Raw genomic sequence first — 21,761 nt, 5'->3', positions numbered from 1 at the left:
AGGGCAGTTCAATTTCGTTACCAATCTGCACTAGTACGGGTACAGGCTTGGTGTCGGGCGCGGCGTCCTTTAAGACCTTGAACACGCGCTGTTCAATCGGCGGTGACGTGACGAAATCTGAATATGCGCGCTCAAGCACGAGTTTGCACCGTTTAGCAACGCTGTCGTCCGCCAGATCGCTAAGGCTCTCCTTAGCAAGATATTCGCCCATGCGCCTGAGAATGTGCAGCCGCGCAACGTTGACCACTTTAGGATCGTAGTCGACGCCTAACAGAGCGAAGAACTCTTCGGCAGAAGCGGCTTTGCTGAGGCGCGCGATAATTCCATCAGACATTCAAGTTCCTTCATACTCTGCGGTCTCTACCGGCCGGGTCTGCTTCGCGGGTGCGCTGATATGCCGAGCGAGCGTTGCGCCTCAACGTCCGGCCCGGTGCGATCTAATTGGTGGCGATCTGCACGCCGCGAGTCCGCATCGGCGCGCTCACTCCGGGCGTCGGCAACAGTGGCCGATGCTGGTAGTCCGGAGCCGACCGTCGTCGGACGAGTTGGCTGGCACGACGGACCGGTGTTCGCGCAAGGCCGTCACTTCCCCATGAAGCTGTGGCGTTGTTGATGCTTGCGGAAATTAGCGCTGATGCGATCGGCACCGTCTTGCTTTCTGGAGGTTGGCGCTTGGTGTGCCATCGGTCGAGATGATGTTGTTGGTCGACGAGAGATCGGGACTGATCAAGGTCTGATGGTGTCGGGCGGGGTGCCGTCATCTGGGTCTTTCCATATTCATTCCAATCATCGAAGTGAGCAATGCACGTGCCACCTCAGCTACAGCTTGCGTTCGACCAGGCGGCTCTCACCGCTCTCTTCGCCAAAGCAACGACCAAAATCGGCGCATTGGGTGCAGACTGGCGCCCTGCACATACCTAAACTATCGCGTTCGCAGAGCACGCGATAGAAGAAGCGCTTCCAACGCATATTCCCGGTGTTCCGGCGGGCCAGTGGCGCGAAATGGCGCGTCAGGAGACGGGACAGCTCCGTACGCCCGCGCAGCCCGAGATCCTGCCAGAGGTGGTGAGGCTCCATTGCACGTCGCGCTACCATTGCCGCGAGCCAATGGCCGACGTCGCCGGCAGTCGAACGCTGCGCGAGCAGGAGCTCGCGCAGGACAGCGGTTTCGTCATGGACGTCGGAGGATGAGTTTGGTATCCATGTGAAGGCGCGGGCCGCGGCCGCCGGGAAAAAGCCGGCGAGCAGTTTTCTCAGGGCATGCTCTGGAATTCCAACGCGTTCTACGATCGAGCCGCCATCCAACGCGGCAGCGACCAGGATTGAGGCCAGTGCATGACGATCGAAATCATCGTCGGCGCTGATTTCGGCTTCCGCTGGGTTGCTGCCCGTGAGCAGTCGATAGAGCGCGATTCCGACCTGTTGCACAACGGCGCTCGGCTCAGCCGATCGAGAGTTCGACACTTCCATGTTACTCGCTTGCACCTCAGCCAAGAAATGCCCCGCCGCTATTGGAAAGACCGCTGGATAGCCGGCCCCATGAGACGAGGAGACCGGCAGGATCCTTATGGCGTCGCGGGCTGGGCCGCGGTTTTGCCGATCTGGCTCTCGTCTACCGCCTTCATGATCCCGTGTTCCATCAGCATATCCTCCAGCTCGTCCATGCTGATCGGGGTCGGAACAACGCCCTTCCCGCCGTTGTTGTGTATCTTGGATGCAAGGTTGCGATAATGATCCGCCTGCTTGGAGTCCGGCGCATACTCCAGCACCGTCATGCGGCGCAGCTCAGCATGCTGCACGATGTTGTCTCGCGGCACGAAGTAGATGAGCTGAGTTCCCAGCTTCTTCGCCAGCGCGTCCGCTAGCTCCAGCTCCTTGTCGGTCTGACGCTCGTTGCAGACAAGCCCCCCAAGACGGACGCCGCCTGAATGGGCGTATTTCAGAATGCCTTTGGAGATGTTATTGGCGGCGTACATGGCCATCATCTCGCCGGACATCACAATGTAGATTTCCTGCGCCTTGTTCTCGCGGATCGGCATTGCGAAGCCGCCGCAGACGACGTCGCCGAGCACGTCGTAGGATACGTAGTCGATGTCCTCATAGGCACCGTTGTGTTCTAGAAAATTGATGGAGGTGATGACCCCCCGCCCAGCACAACCGACGCCAGGCTCTGGACCACCGGACTCCACGCAGCGGATGTCCTTATATCCGATTTTCATGACGTCCTCGATCTCAAGGTCTTCGACGCTGCCGACACTGGCGGCGAGGCTGAGAATGGTGTCTTGCGCCTTAGCGTGCAGGATCAAGCGCGTAGAGTCCGCCTTAGGATCGCATCCCACGATAAGGATTCTGTGGCCCATCTCAGCAAGCGCTGCGAGCGTGTTCTGGGACGTAGTCGACTTTCCGATACCACCTTTGCCGTAAAATGCGATTTGCCTCAGTGACGACATGTTCATCTCCATTAAGCGGGTGCCAAAAGCACCGCGCAGTCTCGCGTCGCATTGAGCCACCGTCAGAAGCGGCGACCCGAGGATTCGGTAGGGAGAGTTTGGAGCCGCCAGCCGAGCTCTCAGCTCCCACCGTGTTGCTGTATGCGAAGTGCAACTGGTGTGCCGTTGGCTCCGCGCGGACTAAGGCGCTGAGTACGCTCGCAAAGTGGTTCGCCCGGAGCCGAAGTTGGAAGGGATGTCGCCTCTACGAAAGTCAGGCCAGTGTGAGGATCCAGACAAAGGAGCGCCGCCATGGTAAGATCACAGCGTATCTGCGCCGCCATAGGCGGGGGAAAGGTTGCTTCAGGTTGGGCGCTAGCGTTTAGACGCGTCGGTGCAGATCGGTATTGCGACAGTTAAGGAGCCATTGTCCAATGTCTGTGACGGACGAAAGTGGATCAGCTATGCCGCCCAGAGCCTGTCGCATGCGGGAATCGAGAGCGACAGCCTCGCCTCGGGCGGAGGCCGACTCTCCCGAAAGGGGCGTGGGCTGGCTGAACCCTGCTCGGCTGCTGTTCGGCGCCTTCTTGATGGAGCGCAGCGTTAAACCGATCGCCTAAGGCAGGAAGCGCGCTCCCGGCGCGAACATCTCGCTGTCGTCGACAAGTGCGACGAAGCCACGGATAAGCGATGAATACTGGCGCTAACGGCTGTTGCAATCATGCAGGTGCTTGAAGACGTTCGGGCAACCTGAACTGCAGGCGCCTCGCCAAAGCGCGATAAGAAGGAGCTTCTGGCGCGAGCAATGGACCGCACAGCGATGGTGCGGCTTCCTTAGGAAGACGCCTGTCACGTTATGGCTGGACTGGCCGCGGCAGGGAAACCCGAGAGCCGAGATAGAGCGAGCCGGGTCGGATGCGGCGGCGCCTAGTTACGCCAATGCTCTGGGATATTCTGGTCTTACCCCTGGCTGACGAGCGCTGAAGCGAGCGTCGATCGCGAGGCCTCAGGCCGGCCATTGGCCAGCGAAGAGCCGGAAGTGTGCACCGGCCGCCGTTGTCCTGCCGTGCAGAAGCACCGCCGTGTGTGCGATCTTCCATAAAAGCACGTTCTCACTGGAATAATCGTACGTAGATGCGTCGCTCGTGTGCCCTCTCATGTTTCGATGTGCATCCGGTGATGCCTTCGTGCCGCAAGCGCATGCGTACCGCCCGCTTTCTCGCCTGGGAGGCGACCGACCGCCACCCGCGGAATCAACGATTTGGATCGACAGGTCTGCATAGTGTCGGTCAGCAACATAATGCGCCTAGTTGGTCGGCGCGCGCCTAGACATCGTCGGTCGATTCTTGGAAAAGACGCGGTCGTGGTGCCGATCGACTGCCCCTTACGTGCCGGCGACTAACAATTGTCAATCCAGCGCGACTATCAGCACTCGTCCGGTAACTGGACGTGCCTGATGCCGTCGCGCGGCGCAACGCGATCAAGCTCCTTGCGCTTCATCCCGACGCGGCGACCGCTTTCGATGAAATCGACGCCATAAATGTAGAATCGCTGGAGGAAGGTGCCAATCGAGACGACATAGCCGATCTCGCCCTTCACAGCGAGAACCTCGCCGATCTCCTTGCCAGCATACGTCCCATCATTTCGAATGGTGCGCGTTGCCCGCACTTTCTCTCCATAGCTGAAAAACGGCTGGGCCGTTAGCTCGATAAAGTCGTCGTCGTTCACGTGGTCGCTCATACTCGCATTTCCTCGCTCCAGCGGAGGGGTGGCCGGCGGCCGCGCGCGTTTTGCACGAGGCTATCATGGCTTTCGCCCCGCACCATGAGCTCGCCAGCCACGGCACGAGCCGTAACGCTGAAATGGATGTCGGATGGCGGGCCGTCAAGTGCACTGCAGCGTGGCGTTAGGTAAGCATGCCGGGTAGCCATGCGTAAAATGCCTTGGGCCACGACCGGGTGGACATTGGCCTCGTCTTGATTATCCCTCCAGGGAGCTCCGGTGTTAGCCGGTACATGCTAGCATCTGAGTTTTCGCCGGCCTCGCCGGCAACGATCGGCTGCAGGCTGCCATTCTCGATCGGCTTTCGAACTCGCATCTTCGTCGCGCGATGCGGAGCGTTTCGCGACGGCACACCAAATTGCTCGGCCAGGCGTTGAGGGGATGCCCGCGGATCTGTTGACGAGATCGCCCAGCAGAGGTGACGCAAGACCAGAATGAGAGCCCTACTGCGATTGCGCAGCGACGATACGCGAATATGGCGGGTGGGCCTCGTCGAGGCGCTGGGCGAGGAAAAGGCGGTGCGGTGCTAGCAATGGTACACCTAAGCGCGACTGATCTGGTAGGCGCCCGCGCCATGGACCGCCAATTCAGACAACGATTGCGTCGACCTGGCGTTCCGGTCGAGAGCCTCGACGCCGCCATAACTCATCATAGTGTCTGTCCTCTCGAACACGTTCAGCAAAACCTTGGCGTCGATTGTATCGCTGGGGTCGAGCTCCAGTAGCTCCTGGATCTCGAGCCGCCGCTCGGCGACCCGGCCCGCCGGTCGGGGCTCAGCGGTTACGCTCGGGCGGCTGCCAGGCTGGGAGCAGTCGCCCGAGCAGAAAGCTGCCTCCAATGCCGCGGTCGCTGCGGGGCATTCTTGACGTCGATTGGCGCGTTGTCGGTATGACCATGAAGGTCATGCTGTTTCCCCTCTAGCAGGCGCTTGGTAGCGCGGTAGCGAGGTATCGATGACGCAGGTTCTGTCCACAGGACAAACGGCCACACATTGCGGCTCGTCGAAGTGCCCGATGCACTCAGTGCACTTCTTTGAATCGATTACGAAAGAGCCATCCCTCTCAAAGATTGCTGCATTCGGACATTCCAGCTCGCAGGCGGAGCAGCCCGTACATTGCGAAGAAACGATCTTGAATGGCATTGATGTCTCCTCAAGCTGCAGAAATAACCGTGGCGTTGCGACTGCCGGCCTGAATGCGCTGCACGTGTGCAATCTCGCCGCTGTTGACTTTCTTCAGATAGGCTGTGAACCACACGATCGCCGACTTGACGATGAAGTCATGGGCGAATTGATCGACTGGCGTGATGCCTGCCTTGATCAGGGCCTCCCTCGGGCAGGCGCCGATCTTAGCCACGAACACTGCGTGGCAATCATTGATTGCGCTGATAATCGAAGCCAAGCTGCCCTCCTCGCCGTAGCCGCCCTGGCAATAGACATCGACGCGGCGGTGGCCTACGAATTTCGCCCCTGCCTTCGAGAGCTCGTAAACCTGGAACTCCGCAGCGTGGCCAAAGTGCTCATTGATCAGACCAGAGCCCTTAGTCGCGACCGCAGCCAGCACCTTGATGTCGCTTGACACATCCGCCAGTCCGACAAGCGCGTCATGCCCTGCCACAATCATAGCGGCGCGCTCCTTCTCGACCTTGGCTCGGTAAGCCTTACGGGTGTCCATATCGTAGTTCAGCTCCATTGACATGATCCTCTCGATGGTGAACTCGGCGGTGCGGCTCTCGCCAAGCAGACCGACAGCGTCAGCGCGGCACTGACGGCAGTGCCGCATCATAATCATCTCGCCTTCGCAGGAGTCTTGAACGGCTTTCAACTCCTGAGGGCTCGGGCCACGCTGACCGCTGGCGCCGAAAGCAGTGCCGTGCTCCGGTGAGGAGATAAGCGGCATGATGTTGTGCAAAAAACCGCCGCGCGATTTCACTACCTTGTTGACCTCCGCAAGGTGATGGTCGTTAATCCCCGGTATCATTACAGAGTTGACTTTGGTGAGGACACCGCGCTCGGTGAGCATCTGAAGCCCCTGAAGCTGGCGTTCAGTCAAAATCTTAGCCGCTTCATGGCCGGTGTAACGCTTGTGCTTATAGAAGATCCAAGGATAGATCCGAGTGCCGATCTCAGGATCGACCGTGTTGATGGTGATCGTGACATGGTCGACGTTGAAATTGGAAATGGCGTCGATGTAATCCGGCAGCATAAGCCCATTTGTGGACAGGCACAGCTTTATGTCGGGGGCCGCGGTCTTGACTAGCTCGAAGGTTTTGAACGTCCTTTTGGGGTTCGCCAGCGGATCGCCCGGGCCAGCAATGCCGAGCACCGTCATCTGCGGGACGGCCGAGGCGACCGCCAGTACTTTCTTGACAGCTTGTTCGGGCGACAGCCTCTCGCTGACCACGCCAGGGCGCGACTCGTTTGCGCAGTCGTATTTGCGATTACAGTAGTTACACTGAATATTGCAAGCGGGTGCCACCGCGACATGCATGCGCGCGTAGTGATGATGCGCCTCCTCGCTATAGCATGGATGGGTCTTCACTTTGTCCCAGAGTCCGGACGGCAGATCTCCCTGCCCTTTTTGCGATCCGCACTTTCCTTGACCGCAACAACCTGAGGTGCTGCAGCTCTTGCGCCCGACCTGCTTGGTATCGCCGAGAGCGGTGAGGATATCGCTCCTGCTAGCGCCGTGTTGAGCTGAAGCGTACATTTGGTCATTCTCCCTGGAGACCGAATAGATTGGAAGCTCGGATCTTGCCAAGCGTCTGATGCGTCGTTCTAGAACGGCCTTCAGCAACCTCTATGCCAGCGTTGGGTCCATGCGCTGGTTTGCGCCTGCAAGATTGGTCGTTACAGAAGTCGAGTATGTCGGGTAGCCGACGCACGTTGGAAAATGGACGAATTTGGCGTTACCAGAGAGCGCTTTTACGAAAATGGTCTGCGCATCCCCGGTTCGACCGATCGTATCTGGCTATCATGAGCCAGAGCGTCAGCCCGAACCTGGCCGCGCGCGCAAATTAAAATGAATCGAATTGAAGCCCAGGGCGCAAAGAGGAGTTCGCTCTAAAGACAGCGTTTGGTCGCGCGCCGAAGGGGGACGCCCGCCAAGCGTAGGGGCGTCCGTCGCGTTCTAGCAGGCCGTTGAAAAAAAGTCGCTCGCCGCTGATGGTGGTACCGTGATCCATTGGCGGCTCCGACAAACTTCGGAGATGGTGCCTGGGTCGCGGCGATAATCGAATGGGCGAGCTGTATAGCTAGCTTGATCTGGAGACGCGGGTGCGGCGTGATCATCCGCCGCGATTCTAACGATTGTGAACGAGGCGCTGTCGGCGTTGGAGCGGGACTGCGCTGCGCTCTATTCGACGATTGGACGGGCTGCGATCTCGCAGAGTGAAGCTGCTGCGGGCGACGCTGTTGCAGGCGTTTTATTTGATCCGCGCGGAACGGCTTGTGAAGAGCGGCTGGAATACCCGCCCGCTGTCCGCTGGTTTGTCGCAATCGGGGGTGACGACGTGGTCCGGGATGTTCGATGTTCTCGAAAAACGGCGGCCGGGTGCTCAATCGGCAGTCCGAAGGACGACTCTGGCGAGCCGCCGGCCCGACTTCCATAGCCAAAACACGCTGGAAGGACCTCCATGCGTCGACCACCAGTCCCGATGCTAGGCGCTACCGCGCTGCAGGAAGGGCAAAGGCAAGAGGACGCCACTGTGGACACGGGCTGATGCAGAACCGCCACGACCGGCTGGCCGACGCCTGCCTCATGCTGGCGGGCATGCCGAATGCATCGCAGCGCTGCACATGATGGAGCCGCGTGCTGAATGGCCGGCCCACGATGCGGAAGAGTTCGTCAATGAGCCGCGCTCGATGAACGTGACGCGCATGTTTCACAGAATACCAGCGGCCGTAGCTCTGAGTTTGGGTCGGTCACTAGCCGTAAGCCAGCGCATCTGCAAGCGGGTCGGGAGGCATTCGGCGGGATCAATACGGTTGCCGGGCAAGAGACAGGTTTCATGGTGGTGAGCGCGCCAAATGGGCCTCTATCTTCGTTGCCACCGCCTACAAGCTGGTGCGATTGCCGAATCTTATCGCGGGACCGGGCTGAAGGCTAAGGTGCACGGCTTCGGCTGGGGCTTGGCCGGTCGCTGACGAACATTGTCAAGATGGACAACCGGGACAGAGAGTTTCTCGATCTTGTCGAAGAGGCGCATCTCACCTTCGAGGACAAGCCCGACAACAAATGTGCCTTCGCTGCCCTGAAGGGCTTCCTTGATGGCTGCCAAGTCACCCGCCACGGATCGCCCCGCACCGAGTTGTCATGTGTCGGCGATGAGCCACTTCTAGATCCACATTGGCGACGACTTTGCGTTCGCTGTAGACGCGGCTGAGTTCTTCAACAGCCCGGTAGGTGCGCAGGAGTTGCCCGTTTTCTGCTGCAGGCGAAAAACGTGAAGACCGTAGCCGATGCAGCACGCCTTATGACTGTGGTCCATCCTTCTTTCGCGGCTTGCCATAAAAAAAACCGTACCAGCGATCATCGCCGAGATCGGTGCGGGCTACGCCAGGTGGGCGGGGTCAAATGGCAGCGCCCGGCGAAGAGGGCTTCCCGTTGCGCAATTTTACTAGCCTCTTCTGATTGGCGGCAACTTAAGCGGCGAAAACGAATGTGGCTTGGCGAAGGCGCTTGCAGGGGTGCCTTCTCACGGGGCATGGGCGGACTTGGTGAGGTCTTCTGATGTGCTTCAGCGCCGGGGTGGGGCCGGCGAATTCGTGTATGGGGCGAGCGCATTCATCACTCCTATCCCTCTCCGCCCCGCTTCCTGGCGCTGATCGTGATGGGCAACTGGGTGTCGGAGGCCATGTGCGGCAGGTCGAGCACCCAGCCATTGGCGATCTTGATCCACCCGCCCCACAGCGTCTCGTGCTCGGCTTCGACGATTGGCTCCTCGAGATCCTTCTTCGGCACGTAAATCGACAGACCGGTCTCCGTTGAGCGGCGGATCGTGACTTTCATGATCTGAACTTCTGGTTGCGGGAGCCGCTGCTCGTGCGCTCTTCGCACGGCGGATGCGATGCTCTCTGATTCCATAGGGACTCGGGCAGTGCGTGCATCACATCGCTACTTCGTTAGTCGTTGTGTGAGTTCACATTGGGGTTATCAAACGTGAAACCGGAGCCATCTAGACCCACGACGAAGTCCATGGTGGTGCCGTTGAGGTGCGTCAGGCTCTTGCGATCGACGAACAGCTTGACGCCGTGACGCTCGATAACAGTATCGTCCGGATTGGCTTCCACGGCGAGGGCCATCACGTACTTGAACCCGGCGCAGCCGCCGGTTTCGACTATGATGCGCAAACCGCTCGTTTGTTGCGGCGCCATCGAGATCGCTGCCTTCACCGCATTCACCGCGCTCTCCGTCAAATCAATCATCGCACGTCCCGCTGTTATGGATCGTTCAACAGATCGCAACTCTCGTGCCAGAGCACACAGAAGACGGAAATCACTGGCATTTCGCCGCCACCGCCCGTTGCTCCGCCTCGCGTGTCGGATCTGCGACAACCGGCCTCGGTGGCGCACGAGAAGCGGAATGGCACAGCTGTACCGGGCGTACCGCACACAGCAGTCCGGAATCCCATGTATGGAAACGTTCGTCGACGCCGGCGGACTAAGGCGGCCGAAAACCATCGCGCCTGTGACAGGTCGGCGGCGCTAACTCTGGCGCTGTCGGCGGACTCGTCCATAGATGTGTACTATCATCCCATCCCGCGTCGCCTTCTTGGAGGTCGATCGGACCAGACACGAACGGCTCTTTTTCGTTGTCTCAACGCTGCCGTGGCGTACCCCAAAGCTAGGGCGTCACGGTCAGGGCGTCGTAAGCGATGATCGGCGTGGTGACGAATAGTTCGCTGTCGGCGATGCGTTTGCCGAGCCTTAGGCATTAAGCACATCCGCGCTAACCTAAGCTCCATAGCACTAAGAACAACGTGCTCAGGAGCTGCCCACTGGTTGCGGCAAAACAACTTGCACCGGAGCATGGTGGTACAGGCGCACAACGCCGGCTAGCGGGTTCGGTCTGTTCAAGGACAAGCCCTCGAGGCTCAGAGCACGGTCGCACGAGAGAGCAGACCGTCGTCAGGTTCACCGGGCTCGGTGTGTTCACAGTTCCAAGTAGAAAAGTTACGCGGGGGAACGGGTGCGATCGGGTTCGTCGCAGTGATGTCCGGCGCCGAGCCGCCCACGGGCCGACAGATGGCTTGCGGAGGCCAAGAACGCTGCCTAAAACGGCGGCGGATCGACTTGCGGGTTCGTCCACTCCGGCCCGAGTTCAAGCGGCCGGGTGTGAGTCTGGCAGTTCGCAGGACAGATCCGCGAACAGGCGCCGCAGCCGATGCATGCACCGGCGTCTTGCATCACCATGGCCTTCCTCTCTAAGTCACCATCATCATCATCGAGGCCGATGACCTCGCCATCCTCGTTGATGCCCTTCAGCGTCATGACTTGCCGGCCGCAAACCTTATAGCAGCGGCCGCAGCCGATGCACTTCTGGGTATCGATTGATACCAGATAGTCCGGTATCCAGGCGCGTCCGTCGCGGGTTACGTAGGACATGATTGCGATCATTTTGCGCTGTTTTCTGTCTCTTCTGTTTGCGCTTGCGATCAAGCTTGGTGAAGGCATCATGAGCCTTCTGCGCGACGCTCAGGATCGAGGCCAAGTTCGGCGTAAGCGCCGTCGATAGATCGTGCAGGTCCGATTGGCCTACGCCGCTCGGCCGACAGACATATTAACCGTGGCTGCGAGCGTGCCGAAATCGTCGAAGTCTAAGCGGTTCACGTCGCGCGGTTGTTTGTTGATGACGATGAACCGGCCGCCGAGCAGGTCCATGCGCTCAAATTCTTCGAGGTGCATCTCTAAGTATCGTCAAGATCATGACGCCAGTCGCTTTCTCGATTGCGAGCGCGGCCGACTCGAGTCGCAGTGCGGGAGAAAGCGGGTTAAGCAGCGTCTGTCATGGAAGCGTCCTGCAGTCGTCAAAATGGAGGGGGGCTTTGCTCGTACCTCCGAGCGCCTTGCGCAACCAGGGTGGTGGGGAGCCCTTCAGCGCATCTTCGAGCTTGATGCAGAGGGTCTCGATCGCCTCGCGCTTGATCACCGTTAACGGATGGATTTTGTTGGCAACGACGCGTGCCGCGGCCGAGCCGCCGATCGCAGCGACATAAAGGATCGTGCAGTCCTTGATGGCGTCGATTTTCCGCGTCAGCTTATCCTTGCGGCCATCTTCCGTGAGATCGTCACCGAACTCGATGACCTGAAGGATGCGGTGAGCGTCCGGAGTGACGTCGTAGATAGCGATGTTCTTGGCCCAACCGAAATGCGCATCCACGCACTTCAGATCCTGGGTGGCAAAAGCGACTTTCAAGATCTATTCTCCTTATTGGGTTATTGCGGGTAGGACGGGACGGTCTTGAAGTCGCGGTCAACGCTTCGCCAAGTATCGGGCGTCGGCTGGTGCTTCGCCTCGCGATCGGCAATGACAAGATTGGCGAGGCCGAAGATGAGATCGCGCGTGCCGCGGTAGCCGACTGAGAGCTGGTGGCCGGCGCCAAGACGATCGAACATCGGGAAGCCAGCGCGAAAAAACGGGATGTTAAGGCGCGAGGCCGCCTGGCGGCCGTGCGAATGGGTGATGAGGAGATTGCAGCCGTGGGTCTTGGCAAGTTCCTCGAGATCTTCGAGATCTCCGATCAGGACCTCCTCCGTCCTGATACGCTGCAACACGGGGGAGGCTGTTGTGGTCACGGCGACTGCGATATTGGCACCCATGTCGTACAGCATGCTGGAGAGATCGAAGAGCAAGTCCGGCTCGGCGCCGATCGCCAGCTTACGGCCCCCGATGTAGAAATGCGCATCCAACATAGCATCCGCGAGTTGGCCGCGCTGCCGGCGGTACTTTAGCGGAACTGGCCGGTCACTGATCTTGCTCAGAAACGCGATGAACTCGTCGTTGGGAACGAGGCCGCAGAGGCGTTCGAACAAGCGAAATCGTACGCCTGTTTTCGCATACATGGCCTCCGCCGCACGTTGCATCTGCGCGCCGATCGCGATCGTCCATGCCGCCTGCCCCATTGTCGCAATCTCGTCGACCCCGATGCCGCCGATCGTGGTGGGCGTGAACTCATCGGGAATTTGACCGTCGAGCGAACCGGCCAGGTCCGGCAGGAAGGATGGTTTCAGTCCGAAATCCTCCAGGATCGTCCGCAGCTCATTGAGATCGCCTGGCGTGAGGTGGCAGCCCGGCAGAACATTGATGCGAGCGGGATCCCGCGCCCGACCCGTCTCGACGGGATGGACCAGGACTTCCACCATTCGTGCGACCGTCTTGTCCCAGCCGTCCTGGAACGCGCCCTTGAAATCCGGGGTCGAGACGTAAACCAGCGGAAGCCTTTCGAGCTGTGGGTGCTTTTGCTGAATCAGGTAAATGAATCGTTCGACGTCCTCTCCCTTTATCTCGGTCAGGCCGGTCGAATTGATCCCGATGATTTCCGGTTTCGCACCATTGTAGATGTTAAGTATCGCCTGTTCGACATTTTCCTGACCGCCGAACACGGCCTCGACTTCACTCATTGCGGTGGTCTGCATCGGCACTGCCTCCCTGAAGTGCCGCACGAACAGGGTCAGGCCGAACGAGGTGCAGCCCTGGGAGCCGTGTAGCAGCGGCATCGCGCCGCGAAGGCCCATAAAGGCGAAAGAGCCGCCGATCGGCTGGCTCATCTTGAGCGGATTGACCGTGCAGGATTTCTCGGAGGTGGAGACGATGGCCATTGGCAGACGCCCTATTCCGACGCCTGGACGGCGCATGTTGCCTGCGCAGCGGAAATGTGCCCAACGACCCACCTGCCCGAGGCATTGGCGCGTTCCTTGAATCCGGCGGCGCTGGAATGACCTCGCACGGCGGTGGAATTCTCTGCGGCGTGCGAATCCGTGTGCGGGATGTTGGTCTGCCGATTGACCTCCGCTTCGTCCCAAGGCGCGGGACGGCGTAGTTGGGTCCATATTGGATTGTAGAGCGCCTTATCAATCTCCTCCATCAGCTTGACCATGCCAATATACCCCATGTACGCCTGAGAACGCTCCTGGTTGATGTCAAGCCAAGGTATCATCGCCTTCAGCGCGACGAACTGCGACTTGCCGCCGGAGAGCATCATATCAGCCCGGGAGTTCATCAACATTTTGTAGATGTCGCGCGGCGCCGCTTCCTCGATCATAAGGGCGTGCCGGCCCATCAGCTCCTTGATGCGGTCTTTGTCCTCTTTGGTGGACTTCTTCACGGAGGTGCCGGCGATCTCTAGACCGGCCTCCTGCAGCGCCGCGACCACCGACCACGACTTAACACCGCCGGTGATCAACAGAACCTTCTTACCCTTGAATCGTGGTTTGAAGCGCTCGATCGCCGCGCGTACCCTTGCTTCCTCACGCATGATGACAGCCTCGGTACGCCCTCCAAGCTCCAGCGGCGCGCCGCGCTCGATCAGCATGCGCGCGATCGTCCGCAAGGAGTTGCTGGAATCCTGCACGCCGTAGAACGAGCCCTCGAAGTAGGGAATGCCGTAGCGTTCCTCCATCTTACGGGCGACGTTTATCATCGCCTTGGAACACACTAGCATCGCAGCCTTTGCGCGATGCGAACAGGCCAGCTCGTGATATTTCCCATCGCCGGAGATACAAGAAAGGATGCGGATGCCAAGTTCATCGAGCAGCGGTTTGATCTGCCAGAACTCGCCGGACAAGTTGTATTCGCCGATGATATTGATGTCGTAGGGAGTGGTATAGTCCGGTTCCTCAGTGCCGATCACATGCTCAAGCAGCGCCTCGCCGGCAAGCTTGTTTCCGAGGTTCTTGGACCCGACGAACCCCGGCGAATTTACAGGAATGATAGGCTTACCGAACTTGGCCACGGCAGCCTTGCACACGGCCTTGATGTCGTCGCCAATCGCGGCTGGCACGCAGGTTTGGTAAACAAAGACAGCCGGCGGATCGAACTTGCCGATCACCTCCCCGATCGCTTGATAAAGGCGCTTTTCGCCGCCAAAGATTACATCGGTTTCGTTCATGTCGGTCGTGAAGCTTCGGCGCCAGAGATCGGAGCCTGAGGAGGCGCTGCCTCGGTTGTCCCAGGAATTGCCCTCGCAGGCGATTGGGCCGTGGACCAGATGCGCAACGTCGGTGAACGGCTGTAGCGCGATTTTGGCGCCGTCGAATGCGCATCCGCCGCCCGCCTCTCCTGGCTTCAACTGCCTAGTGCACCCCATAGTACGTTCGGCCGCCGTCTTGTTGTCGTTTCTGCCACAACCCGGCTCGTTGAAGACGTCCTCGATGGCGGACGTGTCGACGCTCATACGTATCTCCTATTTTCTTCGACCCGCCGCGCGAGCCTTGTGCCGCGACGTGGATCTTTCTGGCTAGACACCGGCCGTCGACCCTGCTCTGGCCGGCGCTAGACCAAATCATTTACGTCAGCGGATGATATCAAAGCTATAGTCCGCTCCAGTCCTGTCCATCTGGTCCAGGACCTTGTCCAGTATCTTGACAAGAACGTTTATGCCGCCCTGATAACCCCAGACGGGATACCGATGTTGATGGTGCCGATCGAACACAGGGAAACCGATGCGGATCAGTGGCGTCCCGGTATCGCGCTCGAGGTACTTCCCGTAGGTGTTGCCAATCAGGTAATCGACCGGCTCAGTGCATAATAGGGAGCGCATGTGCCAGAGATCTTTGCCGGGATATGCAGAGCAGTTCTTGCCAAACAGTGAACTAACAAACAGTTCCTCCATTTTCTCTGCCCAAGCCTTGCCACCATTCGTAGACAGCACATGAGCCGGCTCTGCACCGAGCTCCAGGAGGAATGAAGAGAGCCCGTAGCAGAGATCCGGATCGCCGTAGATCGCGAACTTCTTGCCGTGCAGATACGCACTGGAGTCTGCCATGGCGTCCACGAGACGGCCGCGCTCCCGCTCCAATGCCTTCGCGATCGGCTTGCCGGTCATGCGGGACACAGTCATTAGGAATTCGTCCGTCGCGCTGACACCGATGGGGTAGTTGAAGGCGGCAACCTCATGACCGTGCCCCTCGACGAAGGACAGTGTCTTCTCGGTGCAGTGTTGCTGCATGGAGATCGTGGCTTTGGCATGGATCGCGTTAGCCGCGTCCTCCAGCGTGGTGCCGCCATCATACATGCGGAACTCGCCGTCGGTCGGAGTATCGAAGACATCGCTGTTGTCGGCGAGTATAGTATATTCGATTCCCATCAACTCGAAGACGCGCTTAATTTCCCGGATGTTCCCGACCGTGTACCCGTCGAACCCACCGATGAAATTAATCTTGCCGTTCACCTTGCGCTCTAGTTTGGAGGCGGTGCCTGCCTTGCCATCCCAGAAGTGCTCAAGGATGCTCTTCAGCGCATTGTCATACCCGGTCACGTGGCTGCCGACAAAGGCAGGTGTATGAGCGAAGGGAACATCATATTGTGCCGGGACTGACCCCTTCTCCTTCGCTGTCTTGATGAAGGCGTTCAGGTCATCCCCGATCACTTCGGCCATGCACGTGGTGGAAACCGCGATCATCTTGGGCTTGTATATGTTGTAAGCGTTAGCGAGCCCGTCAATCATGTTGTTTAGACCACCGAACACCCCGGCGTCCTCAGTCATCGAGGAAGAGACGCAGGAGCTTGGCTCCTTAAAGTGTCTCGAAAGATGACTTCGGTAGTATGCGACGCAACCCTGTGAGCCGTGAACGAAGGGCAGCGTGCCCTCAAAACCGGAGGCAGCGAACACCGCACCGAGTGGCTGGCAGGCCTTGGCGGGGTTCACAGTCAATGCTTCACGCGCGAAGTTCTTCTCGCGGTATTCTCGCGTCTTTGACCATTCGCTGATCCGCTCGACTTCCCTTTGGTCATGCGGGTTCTCGAACAGCGCCTTCTTTTTGGCGAGCATTTGCTGATATTCCGGACCTCGGAATAGATCCAAGTGATCGAGGACGTGTTCGGCATTCTGTGTCAACGCGGCACTCTCCTTTTCGGCGATTGGTTTATCGACTAGGTTGGCCCGCCTTCTCGCATAGGCGGAGCCAGATCTGTGCATTCCTTTATTCCGCGGCCATTAGGCCTGGCGCTGGAGTATCCTTCCAAGGTGCCTTGAGTTTCTTCCAGACGGGCGAGTTTATTGCCATGTCCATGTCACGAGCGAAGATCGCGAAGCCGTCATAGCCGTGATAAGGACCGGAATAGTCCCAGGAGTGCATTTGACGGAATGGAATGCCCATTTTCTGGAAGACGTACTTCTCCTTTATGCCGGAGCCGACGAGATCTGGCTGAATGGTCTCGACGAAACGCTCAAACTCGTAGCCCGTGACGTCGTCATAGATCAGTGTGCCGTCCTTTAAGTAGTGCTGAGCAGTGCGCTGGTAGTCGTCATGATGGCCGAATTCGTAGCCCGTTCCTACGACCTCCATACCAAGGTCCTCATAGGCGCCGATTACGTGGCGGGGACGCAAGCCGCCGACGAACAGCATCACTGTCTTGCCCTGGAGGCGGGGGCGGTACTTCTCAATTACCGAGGCCATCAGCGGCTGGTACTTGGCGATCACACGCTCGGCACCTTCCTTGATGCGTTCGTCGAAGAAGCTGGCAATTTTGCGCAGCGAATCGGCGATCTTGGAAGGGCCAAAGAAGTTGTACTCGCACCATGGAATGCCGAACTTTTCCTCCATGTGTCGGGAGATGTAGTTCATCGAACGGTAGCAGTGCAATAGGTTGAGCTTCGCCCTGGGCGTTGCTTCCAGTTCGGCGAGGCTGCCGTCGCCGGACCATTGCGCAATCACACGCAGGCCCATCTCTTCGAGCAGGATACGCGATGACCAAGCGTCCCCACCGATATTGTAGTCGCCGATGATCGTGACATCGTAGGGCGTTGACTCGAACGCGGGTGTCGCTTCCGGCGACACTCTGTCCAGGATCCAGTCCCGCAGCGCATCGTTGGCGATGTGGTGGCCAAGCGACTGCGAGACGCCGCGAAACCCTTCGCAGCGAACCGGTACAATGGTCTTGCCATTGTGTTCCTTTGACTTCGCCTTCGACACAGCCTCGATGTCGTCGCCGATAAGGCCGATCGGGCACTCGGACTGAATCGTAATGCCGTGGTTGAGCGGAAAGAGCTCCTGAAGTTCGTCAATGACCTTACCGAGCTTCTTGTCGCCGCCAAACACGATGTCTTTCTCCTGGAAGTCGGAGGTGAACTGCATGGTGACGAAGCTGTCGATTCCGGTCTTGCCTATGTAGTAATTGCGGCGTGCAGCCCAGGAATATTGGCCGCAGCCGACCGGACCGTGGCTGATGTTAATCATGTCCTTGATCGGGCCCCACACGACCCCCTTGGAGCCAGCGTATGCACAGCCGCGAGTCGTCATTACTCCGGGGATCGACTTCAGGTTCGACTTAACCCCGCAATCGTGCTTACCCGCCTCGTGTACGTTCAGGTGTTTGGCGCGGCGCTTGGCGGTCTTTTCCGGGTAGATTTTTAAGGCCTCATCGATCAGTTGCTTGTTGCGGGCCTTCATCTCCGCGGCGCTCTGGGTAGTGACTATGCTCATACGAATTCCTCGGATGCGGTGCTTGAACGATCGGGCGCCTTGCGCGGCGCGCGCTTCTGGCGATCTATTAACGCGAGGCTGCATTAGAAGGCGTTTGCAACAAGTGTGCCGACGGATAGGAAGGAAAAAGGTCGGAGGCAGACAGCGTCGATGCACCCGATTGTCGCAAAGTGGACGTAGCCGCGTGCTGATATGTTCTTACTCGTAGCATTGTTCGAAATGTGACATGCCCCGTCGAGCCATATTAGCGGGACTTGTTTTATAAAGGCCGCGCTTAATAAATTTCACCTTCTGGCCGCCGCCCCTTGGGCATCGGGGCTAGCGTCTATGTGGCAGCTCATAAAAAATGTTCCTGCGGCCGGAATGGAACGTGGGCCAAAACGTGGTATCTCTCAGGCGAGAGGCGTGCCATCGCGGTCGCGCCGCGGCGTGCGAGCAACGGCGCTATCCTGGCTCGTACGGCGTGGCCGTTGGATCGAAACTGCGGAATCAGGAATTGCTAGTCGGGAGTAACGCGAGCGCTCAACGCTCCATGCGGGAGCTGCCAATTAATCGATCGCGCGTGAGTAACTCTTCTTGGTGTCTGATCACACATGCTGCCCTCCATTTGCAGGCACTTCGGCACCTGTGACATAGCTGGCAGCCTCCGAGCAAAGGAAGAAGATAACCTTCGCGACCTCGTCCGGTGTTCCGACCCGGTGCATCGGGATAGTTGGGATCAAATTGGTTTCTGTCTCCGGCGACAGAATGTCTGTCTTGATCTCGCCTGGTGCAATAGCATTGACGCGAATCCCGTAAGGCGCATAGTCATGCGCCATCTCGCGGGTCAAGCACGAAAGTGCCGCCTTTGATGTCGCATAGGCAGTACCGGCATACGGATGCACTCTCGATCCGGCGATCGAGGTGACGTTCACGATTGCACCAGAAGCGAGCGTTAGCTGATGGAAGAGCCCCTGCGAGAACATGATGGGTGCGAGCAAATTGACATGGAACACGCTCTTCCAGGTGTCGACCGGAGTGTTCAGCGAATTTAATCGGGTGCCGTCAGCGGCCTTCGGGGAAATGCCCGCATTGTTGATAAGCGCATGCAGAGGGCCGCCATTGAGCCGCTCCTTGATCTCCGCGATCGCGTGCTGCAACGCTCGAGAGTCGCTAAGTTCGGCTTGAATATGGTTGTCCAATCCTGCTTCCCAAGGACAACGGCTACCCTCGAATGGCTGCCGAGAACACGTGATGATCCGCCATCCAGCTGCCGAAAACAATTTGCCGGTCGCGTGGCCTATACCGCGGGAAGCACCAGTCAATACGAGCGTCTTCCCCTCGGCATTTTGAGTGCGCCGCTTATTGCTAGATGGGCACGCGGCGGGCGCTGGCGCGCCATCTGTTACATTTTGGCGGTCCAGCAGATTGAGGGTCACGCGAAGCTCCTGATAGCGCCTCGGCGGGCGCACTCTAATGATGCTAGCAGGTGGCCCTGCAGGACCCGGGCCACGCGTCTCCTGGCCGGTAGTCGCGATGTGCGCGGCTCGATGTCGCTTACGCGACATGTAGAGTGTAGGACGAGGCGGGCCGCTTTGATTCGGAGCGTGGCGTGCCGCGTCATCACACTCCAACAAGCGAGGCTCGTCGACAGATCCCGCTTGAACAGAACGGCGTCTAGACGGCACGGCACGGCCGCTACATGAAACTGAAAACCGGCGCTCATTGGGTATGATCCTGTCAGCTTACTGGTAAGCGCCGATTCGGGTCACGCTGGCGTACCCGGCGCCGCAGCGGTCGCTACAGGACGCCCGAGGACACGAGCGAGAGAGTTTCTCCGCAGCGTCCCGACGCACCGTCATCGATGCCATCGGGTGTCCGCCTTCGTTCCTGGTAGTTGTGTATGTCTTGGCATCACGGCCGTCTCCTGCTGCACAAAGATGTTGTTGCCGCTGACTTGCGGACAAGCCGGCCGACCGCTATGGCCTTGTGCTTTTGAAGCGCAATCATTGAGAGCTCGGCTGGAGGCGAAGTTCATGTGCAAGTGACGGCTAGATAGGCTCGACGCGTGGGCGTGGAATGGCCAATCGGCGTTTTGATCATAAGTGAGAAGGTCTCACAGTTGTCTATTAAAAAAGCTGCTTTGGGCCGGAGGCCAGCGAGCGGAAAGAGTGGCGCTAGTAGTACAGATGTCAAGCCGTGGGTTCGTCGAGCCAGGAGCTGCCATTTTGCTATTGCGCCGATCAAGCCACCGATTGTGTCTTGCAATCGGCAATCTGAAGGTCCCCGGCGCGCGAACATCGTGATCGTCGCGCCGGCAAAATCCGCCGAACGTCTCTGAGCAGTCTTCAAAGGCGCATCGATCCTGCAGTGATGATCGCTGCTTCCCAGGGAGTTCGGCGGGCTTGAGCTCTCATGCGGCATACAACATAGGTGCCTCGCTAAGGCCGGCCCGGCGCCCGGCAGTTCTCGGGAACTGAATGAATGCCGAGGATCTTCAGACATTGTGGTGGCCGCAGAAAATGGCTCGAGTTCTTTTGGTTCCGACATTCTTCCGTAAGGTAGCTGTTGGGCGTAGGCCACAGCGAACGGCTCAGCGCCGATCGCCAAACCTTCGCACGCTCGGCTGCCAGCGCCGCTTTCGGGGTGGGAACGGGATCCCGAACAGCGTCGCGATCTACATTTGTGCGACGCAGTGAATAAGCAATTGGACGCGGTGGGATTCACCAAAATGCAAGAAGCGACAGAGTCCGCGCTCAGCCTGCGCTCTGCGGCTGCTAACTCAATGTGGAACTCCGCCAGCCGATGCCTGCTAGCATGTAAGTCATTTGCGCCGTCCTGATCGATAGGGCGTTATCCGACACCATGTGAACAGAACCTATGAGCCATCCCAGCCGCATGATGCCGCAGACCCTCTCCCCGGCCTGCAAGATTTCCTCGACCGGGCAGACCTACTCGAAGTAACTCTATCCCGCCGACGTTCGGCGCCCAACACATTGACCTGGATCTGATCTTCCCCCGATAAAGTGGACGGGTTAAGCGGCTTTTAGCTCCATCTCGATCGGGGGGATATATCCGAGTGCGGAATGGAGCCTTGTCCGGTTATAGAATCCCTCGATGAAGGCGAAGATATCGCGTTGAGCTTCGGCGCGGGTCTTGTAGTTGCGATGATGGACGAGCTCGGTCTTCAGGGTATGGAAGAAGCTTTCCATCGGGGCGTTGTCGTAGCAATCGGCCCTGCGGCTCATTGATGCCGTCATGCCGGCCTCCATAAGGGTGCTGCGATAAGCGTGCGAAGCGTACTGCACACCCCGGTCGGTGTGGCAGATCAATCCGGCCTGCGGCCGCCGCTCCCGGATTGCCATCGTCAGGGCTGCGGAGGCGAGCTCGACGTGCATGTGATCGCGCATGGCCCAGCGGACGATCTTTCGGCTGAACAGATCCATGACGGCGGCCAGATAAAGCCATCCCTCGGCGGTCGGGATGTAGGTGATGTCGCCGAGCCAGACCCGGTTCGGGGCTTCCGCCGTGAAGTCGCGCGCGATCAGGTTCGGTGCGACCGGCAGGTCGTGATGGCTGTCGGTGGTGCGCACACGGCGTGGCTTTGCGGTGATGGCGCGGATGCCATGCCGGCGCATCGTCCGCTCGATCCGGCCGCGGCTGGCGCTGCGTCCCTGCCTGCGCAGGGCGGCATGGACGCGCGGACTGCCGTAGCGGCCGCTGCTGTCCTGATGGACCTGCCGTATCTCGGCCAGCAGCGCGGCATGGGATTTTGTCCGCTCACTCACGGGGCGGTCGCGCCAAGCGTAGTAGCCGGCCGGCGAGACCTCGAGCACGGCGCACATCAGCCGCACCGGATAGGTGTCGCGATGGTCCTCGATGAAGCGAAAGCTCATGTCCGGGTTCCGGCAAAGATCGCGATCGACTTC

General features: G+C 59.1%; 17 protein-coding genes and 3 pseudogenes. 1 reads left to right on the top strand and 19 read right to left on the bottom strand.

What is annotated here, in order from left to right:
- Positions 1–31: 31 nt before the first annotated feature.
- The 6 genes and pseudogenes from nifW to nifB form a co-directional block, all read right to left on the bottom strand.
- Positions 32–334: pseudogene (gene nifW, locus QY049_RS21280) on the bottom strand (nitrogenase stabilizing/protective protein NifW); the annotation flags it as partial.
- 485 nt (positions 335–819) lie between these two features.
- Positions 820–1,470, bottom strand: a complete 651-nt coding sequence (locus tag QY049_RS21275; RefSeq protein WP_128929931.1) for a nitrogen fixation protein NifQ — start codon at positions 1,468–1,470, stop codon at positions 820–822.
- 95 nt (positions 1,471–1,565) lie between these two features.
- Complete coding sequence (gene nifH / locus QY049_RS21270; protein ID WP_128929930.1) at positions 1,566–2,450, bottom strand: nitrogenase iron protein; 885 nt, start codon at positions 2,448–2,450, stop codon at positions 1,566–1,568.
- Positions 2,451–3,854: 1,404 nt separating this feature from the next.
- Positions 3,855–4,169 carry a nitrogen fixation protein NifZ gene (locus QY049_RS21265; RefSeq protein ID WP_128929929.1) on the bottom strand — a complete coding sequence of 105 codons (315 nt, stop codon included), beginning with the start codon at positions 4,167–4,169 and terminating at the stop codon, positions 3,855–3,857.
- Between the two features lie 943 nt (positions 4,170–5,112).
- A complete protein-coding gene (locus QY049_RS21260) occupies positions 5,113–5,352 on the bottom strand; it encodes a 4Fe-4S binding protein (RefSeq protein ID WP_128929928.1) in 240 nt (79 codons plus the stop codon).
- A 10-nt stretch (positions 5,353–5,362) separates the two neighbouring features.
- Complete coding sequence (nifB, locus tag QY049_RS21255) at positions 5,363–6,919, bottom strand: nitrogenase cofactor biosynthesis protein NifB (RefSeq protein WP_128929927.1); 1,557 nt, start codon at positions 6,917–6,919, stop codon at positions 5,363–5,365.
- A gap of 554 nt (positions 6,920–7,473) precedes the next feature.
- Here nifB and QY049_RS21250 point away from each other — a divergent pair.
- A pseudogene (locus QY049_RS21250) lies at positions 7,474–8,311 on the top strand (transposase).
- On the opposite strand, the gene QY049_RS21245 reads toward QY049_RS21250, so the two are convergent.
- From QY049_RS21245 to QY049_RS21185, 13 genes and pseudogenes are all read right to left on the bottom strand, one after another.
- Positions 8,292–8,489 carry a hypothetical protein gene (locus tag QY049_RS21245; RefSeq protein WP_164934261.1) on the bottom strand — a complete coding sequence of 66 codons (198 nt, stop codon included), beginning with the start codon at positions 8,487–8,489 and terminating at the stop codon, positions 8,292–8,294. The pseudogene QY049_RS21250 and the gene QY049_RS21245 sit on opposite strands and share 20 nt — an antisense overlap.
- 515 nt (positions 8,490–9,004) lie before the next feature.
- Entirely contained in the window at positions 9,005–9,220 is a 216-nt protein-coding gene (gene nifT, locus QY049_RS21240) for a putative nitrogen fixation protein NifT (protein ID WP_128929926.1), read from the bottom strand.
- 113 nt (positions 9,221–9,333) lie between these two features.
- Positions 9,334–9,636, bottom strand: a complete 303-nt coding sequence (locus tag QY049_RS21235) for an iron-sulfur cluster assembly accessory protein (RefSeq protein ID WP_128929925.1) — start codon at positions 9,634–9,636, stop codon at positions 9,334–9,336.
- A gap of 846 nt (positions 9,637–10,482) precedes the next feature.
- Positions 10,483–10,815: a ferredoxin III, nif-specific gene (gene fdxB / locus QY049_RS21230; RefSeq protein WP_128929924.1), complete on the bottom strand. Its 333-nt coding sequence runs from the start codon at positions 10,813–10,815 to the stop codon at positions 10,483–10,485.
- Positions 10,721–10,954 carry a CCE_0567 family metalloprotein gene (locus QY049_RS21225; protein WP_128930194.1) on the bottom strand — a complete coding sequence of 78 codons (234 nt, stop codon included), beginning with the start codon at positions 10,952–10,954 and terminating at the stop codon, positions 10,721–10,723. Before QY049_RS21225 ends, fdxB begins: the two co-directional genes overlap by 95 nt.
- A gap of 11 nt (positions 10,955–10,965) precedes the next feature.
- Positions 10,966–11,115 (bottom strand): hypothetical protein, encoded by a 150-nt coding sequence (locus QY049_RS21220; protein WP_232995640.1) that lies wholly within the window; start codon positions 11,113–11,115, stop codon positions 10,966–10,968.
- A 100-nt stretch (positions 11,116–11,215) separates the two neighbouring features.
- Positions 11,216–11,626 (bottom strand): nitrogen fixation protein NifX, encoded by a 411-nt coding sequence (gene nifX, locus QY049_RS21215; protein WP_128929923.1) that lies wholly within the window; start codon positions 11,624–11,626, stop codon positions 11,216–11,218.
- A 20-nt stretch (positions 11,627–11,646) separates the two neighbouring features.
- A complete protein-coding gene (gene nifN, locus QY049_RS21210) occupies positions 11,647–13,029 on the bottom strand; it encodes a nitrogenase iron-molybdenum cofactor biosynthesis protein NifN (RefSeq protein ID WP_128929922.1) in 1,383 nt (460 codons plus the stop codon).
- 11 nt (positions 13,030–13,040) lie between these two features.
- A complete protein-coding gene (gene nifE, locus QY049_RS21205) occupies positions 13,041–14,603 on the bottom strand; it encodes a nitrogenase iron-molybdenum cofactor biosynthesis protein NifE (protein ID WP_128929921.1) in 1,563 nt (520 codons plus the stop codon).
- A gap of 117 nt (positions 14,604–14,720) precedes the next feature.
- Positions 14,721–16,265: a nitrogenase molybdenum-iron protein subunit beta gene (gene nifK, locus QY049_RS21200; protein WP_128929920.1), complete on the bottom strand. Its 1,545-nt coding sequence runs from the start codon at positions 16,263–16,265 to the stop codon at positions 14,721–14,723.
- Between the two features lie 85 nt (positions 16,266–16,350).
- A complete protein-coding gene (gene nifD, locus QY049_RS21195) occupies positions 16,351–17,853 on the bottom strand; it encodes a nitrogenase molybdenum-iron protein alpha chain (RefSeq protein WP_128929919.1) in 1,503 nt (500 codons plus the stop codon).
- A gap of 587 nt (positions 17,854–18,440) precedes the next feature.
- Positions 18,441–19,271, bottom strand: coding sequence for an SDR family NAD(P)-dependent oxidoreductase (locus tag QY049_RS21190; RefSeq protein WP_232995639.1), 831 nt, complete (start codon positions 19,269–19,271; stop codon positions 18,441–18,443).
- Positions 19,272–20,867: 1,596 nt separating this feature from the next.
- A pseudogene (locus QY049_RS21185) lies at positions 20,868–21,734 on the bottom strand (IS3 family transposase); the annotation flags it as partial.
- Positions 21,735–21,761 lie beyond the last annotated feature (27 nt).

The sequence above is a fragment of the Bradyrhizobium sp. WYCCWR 13022 genome (assembly GCF_030435535.1).
In the GTDB taxonomy this organism is placed as follows: Bacteria; Pseudomonadota; Alphaproteobacteria; order Rhizobiales; family Xanthobacteraceae; genus Bradyrhizobium.
Note: the sequence above shows the minus strand (reverse complement) of the source record. Positions and strands in the feature narration are given on the sequence as shown.

Bases quoted from the DNA above. Each gene is read 5' to 3' on its own strand.
- QY049_RS21275 (WP_128929931.1), bottom strand. From the start codon at position 1,470: ATGGAAGTGTCGAACTCTCGATCGGCTGAGCCGAGCGCCGTTGTGCAA.
- nifH (WP_128929930.1), bottom strand. From the start codon at position 2,450: ATGTCGTCACTGAGGCAAATCGCATTTTACGGCAAAGGTGGTATCGGA.
- QY049_RS21265 (WP_128929929.1), bottom strand. From the start codon at position 4,169: ATGAGCGACCACGTGAACGACGACGACTTTATCGAGCTAACGGCCCAG.
- QY049_RS21260 (WP_128929928.1), bottom strand. From the start codon at position 5,352: ATGCCATTCAAGATCGTTTCTTCGCAATGTACGGGCTGCTCCGCCTGC.
- nifB (WP_128929927.1), bottom strand. From the start codon at position 6,919: ATGTACGCTTCAGCTCAACACGGCGCTAGCAGGAGCGATATCCTCACC.
- nifT (WP_128929926.1), bottom strand. From the start codon at position 9,220: ATGAAAGTCACGATCCGCCGCTCAACGGAGACCGGTCTGTCGATTTAC.
- QY049_RS21235 (WP_128929925.1), bottom strand. From the start codon at position 9,636: ATGATTGATTTGACGGAGAGCGCGGTGAATGCGGTGAAGGCAGCGATC.
- fdxB (WP_128929924.1), bottom strand. From the start codon at position 10,815: ATGTCCTACGTAACCCGCGACGGACGCGCCTGGATACCGGACTATCTG.
- QY049_RS21220 (WP_232995640.1), bottom strand. From the start codon at position 11,115: ATGCACCTCGAAGAATTTGAGCGCATGGACCTGCTCGGCGGCCGGTTC.
- nifN (WP_128929922.1), bottom strand. From the start codon at position 13,029: ATGGCCATCGTCTCCACCTCCGAGAAATCCTGCACGGTCAATCCGCTC.
- nifE (WP_128929921.1), bottom strand. From the start codon at position 14,603: ATGAGCGTCGACACGTCCGCCATCGAGGACGTCTTCAACGAGCCGGGT.
- nifD (WP_128929919.1), bottom strand. From the start codon at position 17,853: ATGAGCATAGTCACTACCCAGAGCGCCGCGGAGATGAAGGCCCGCAAC.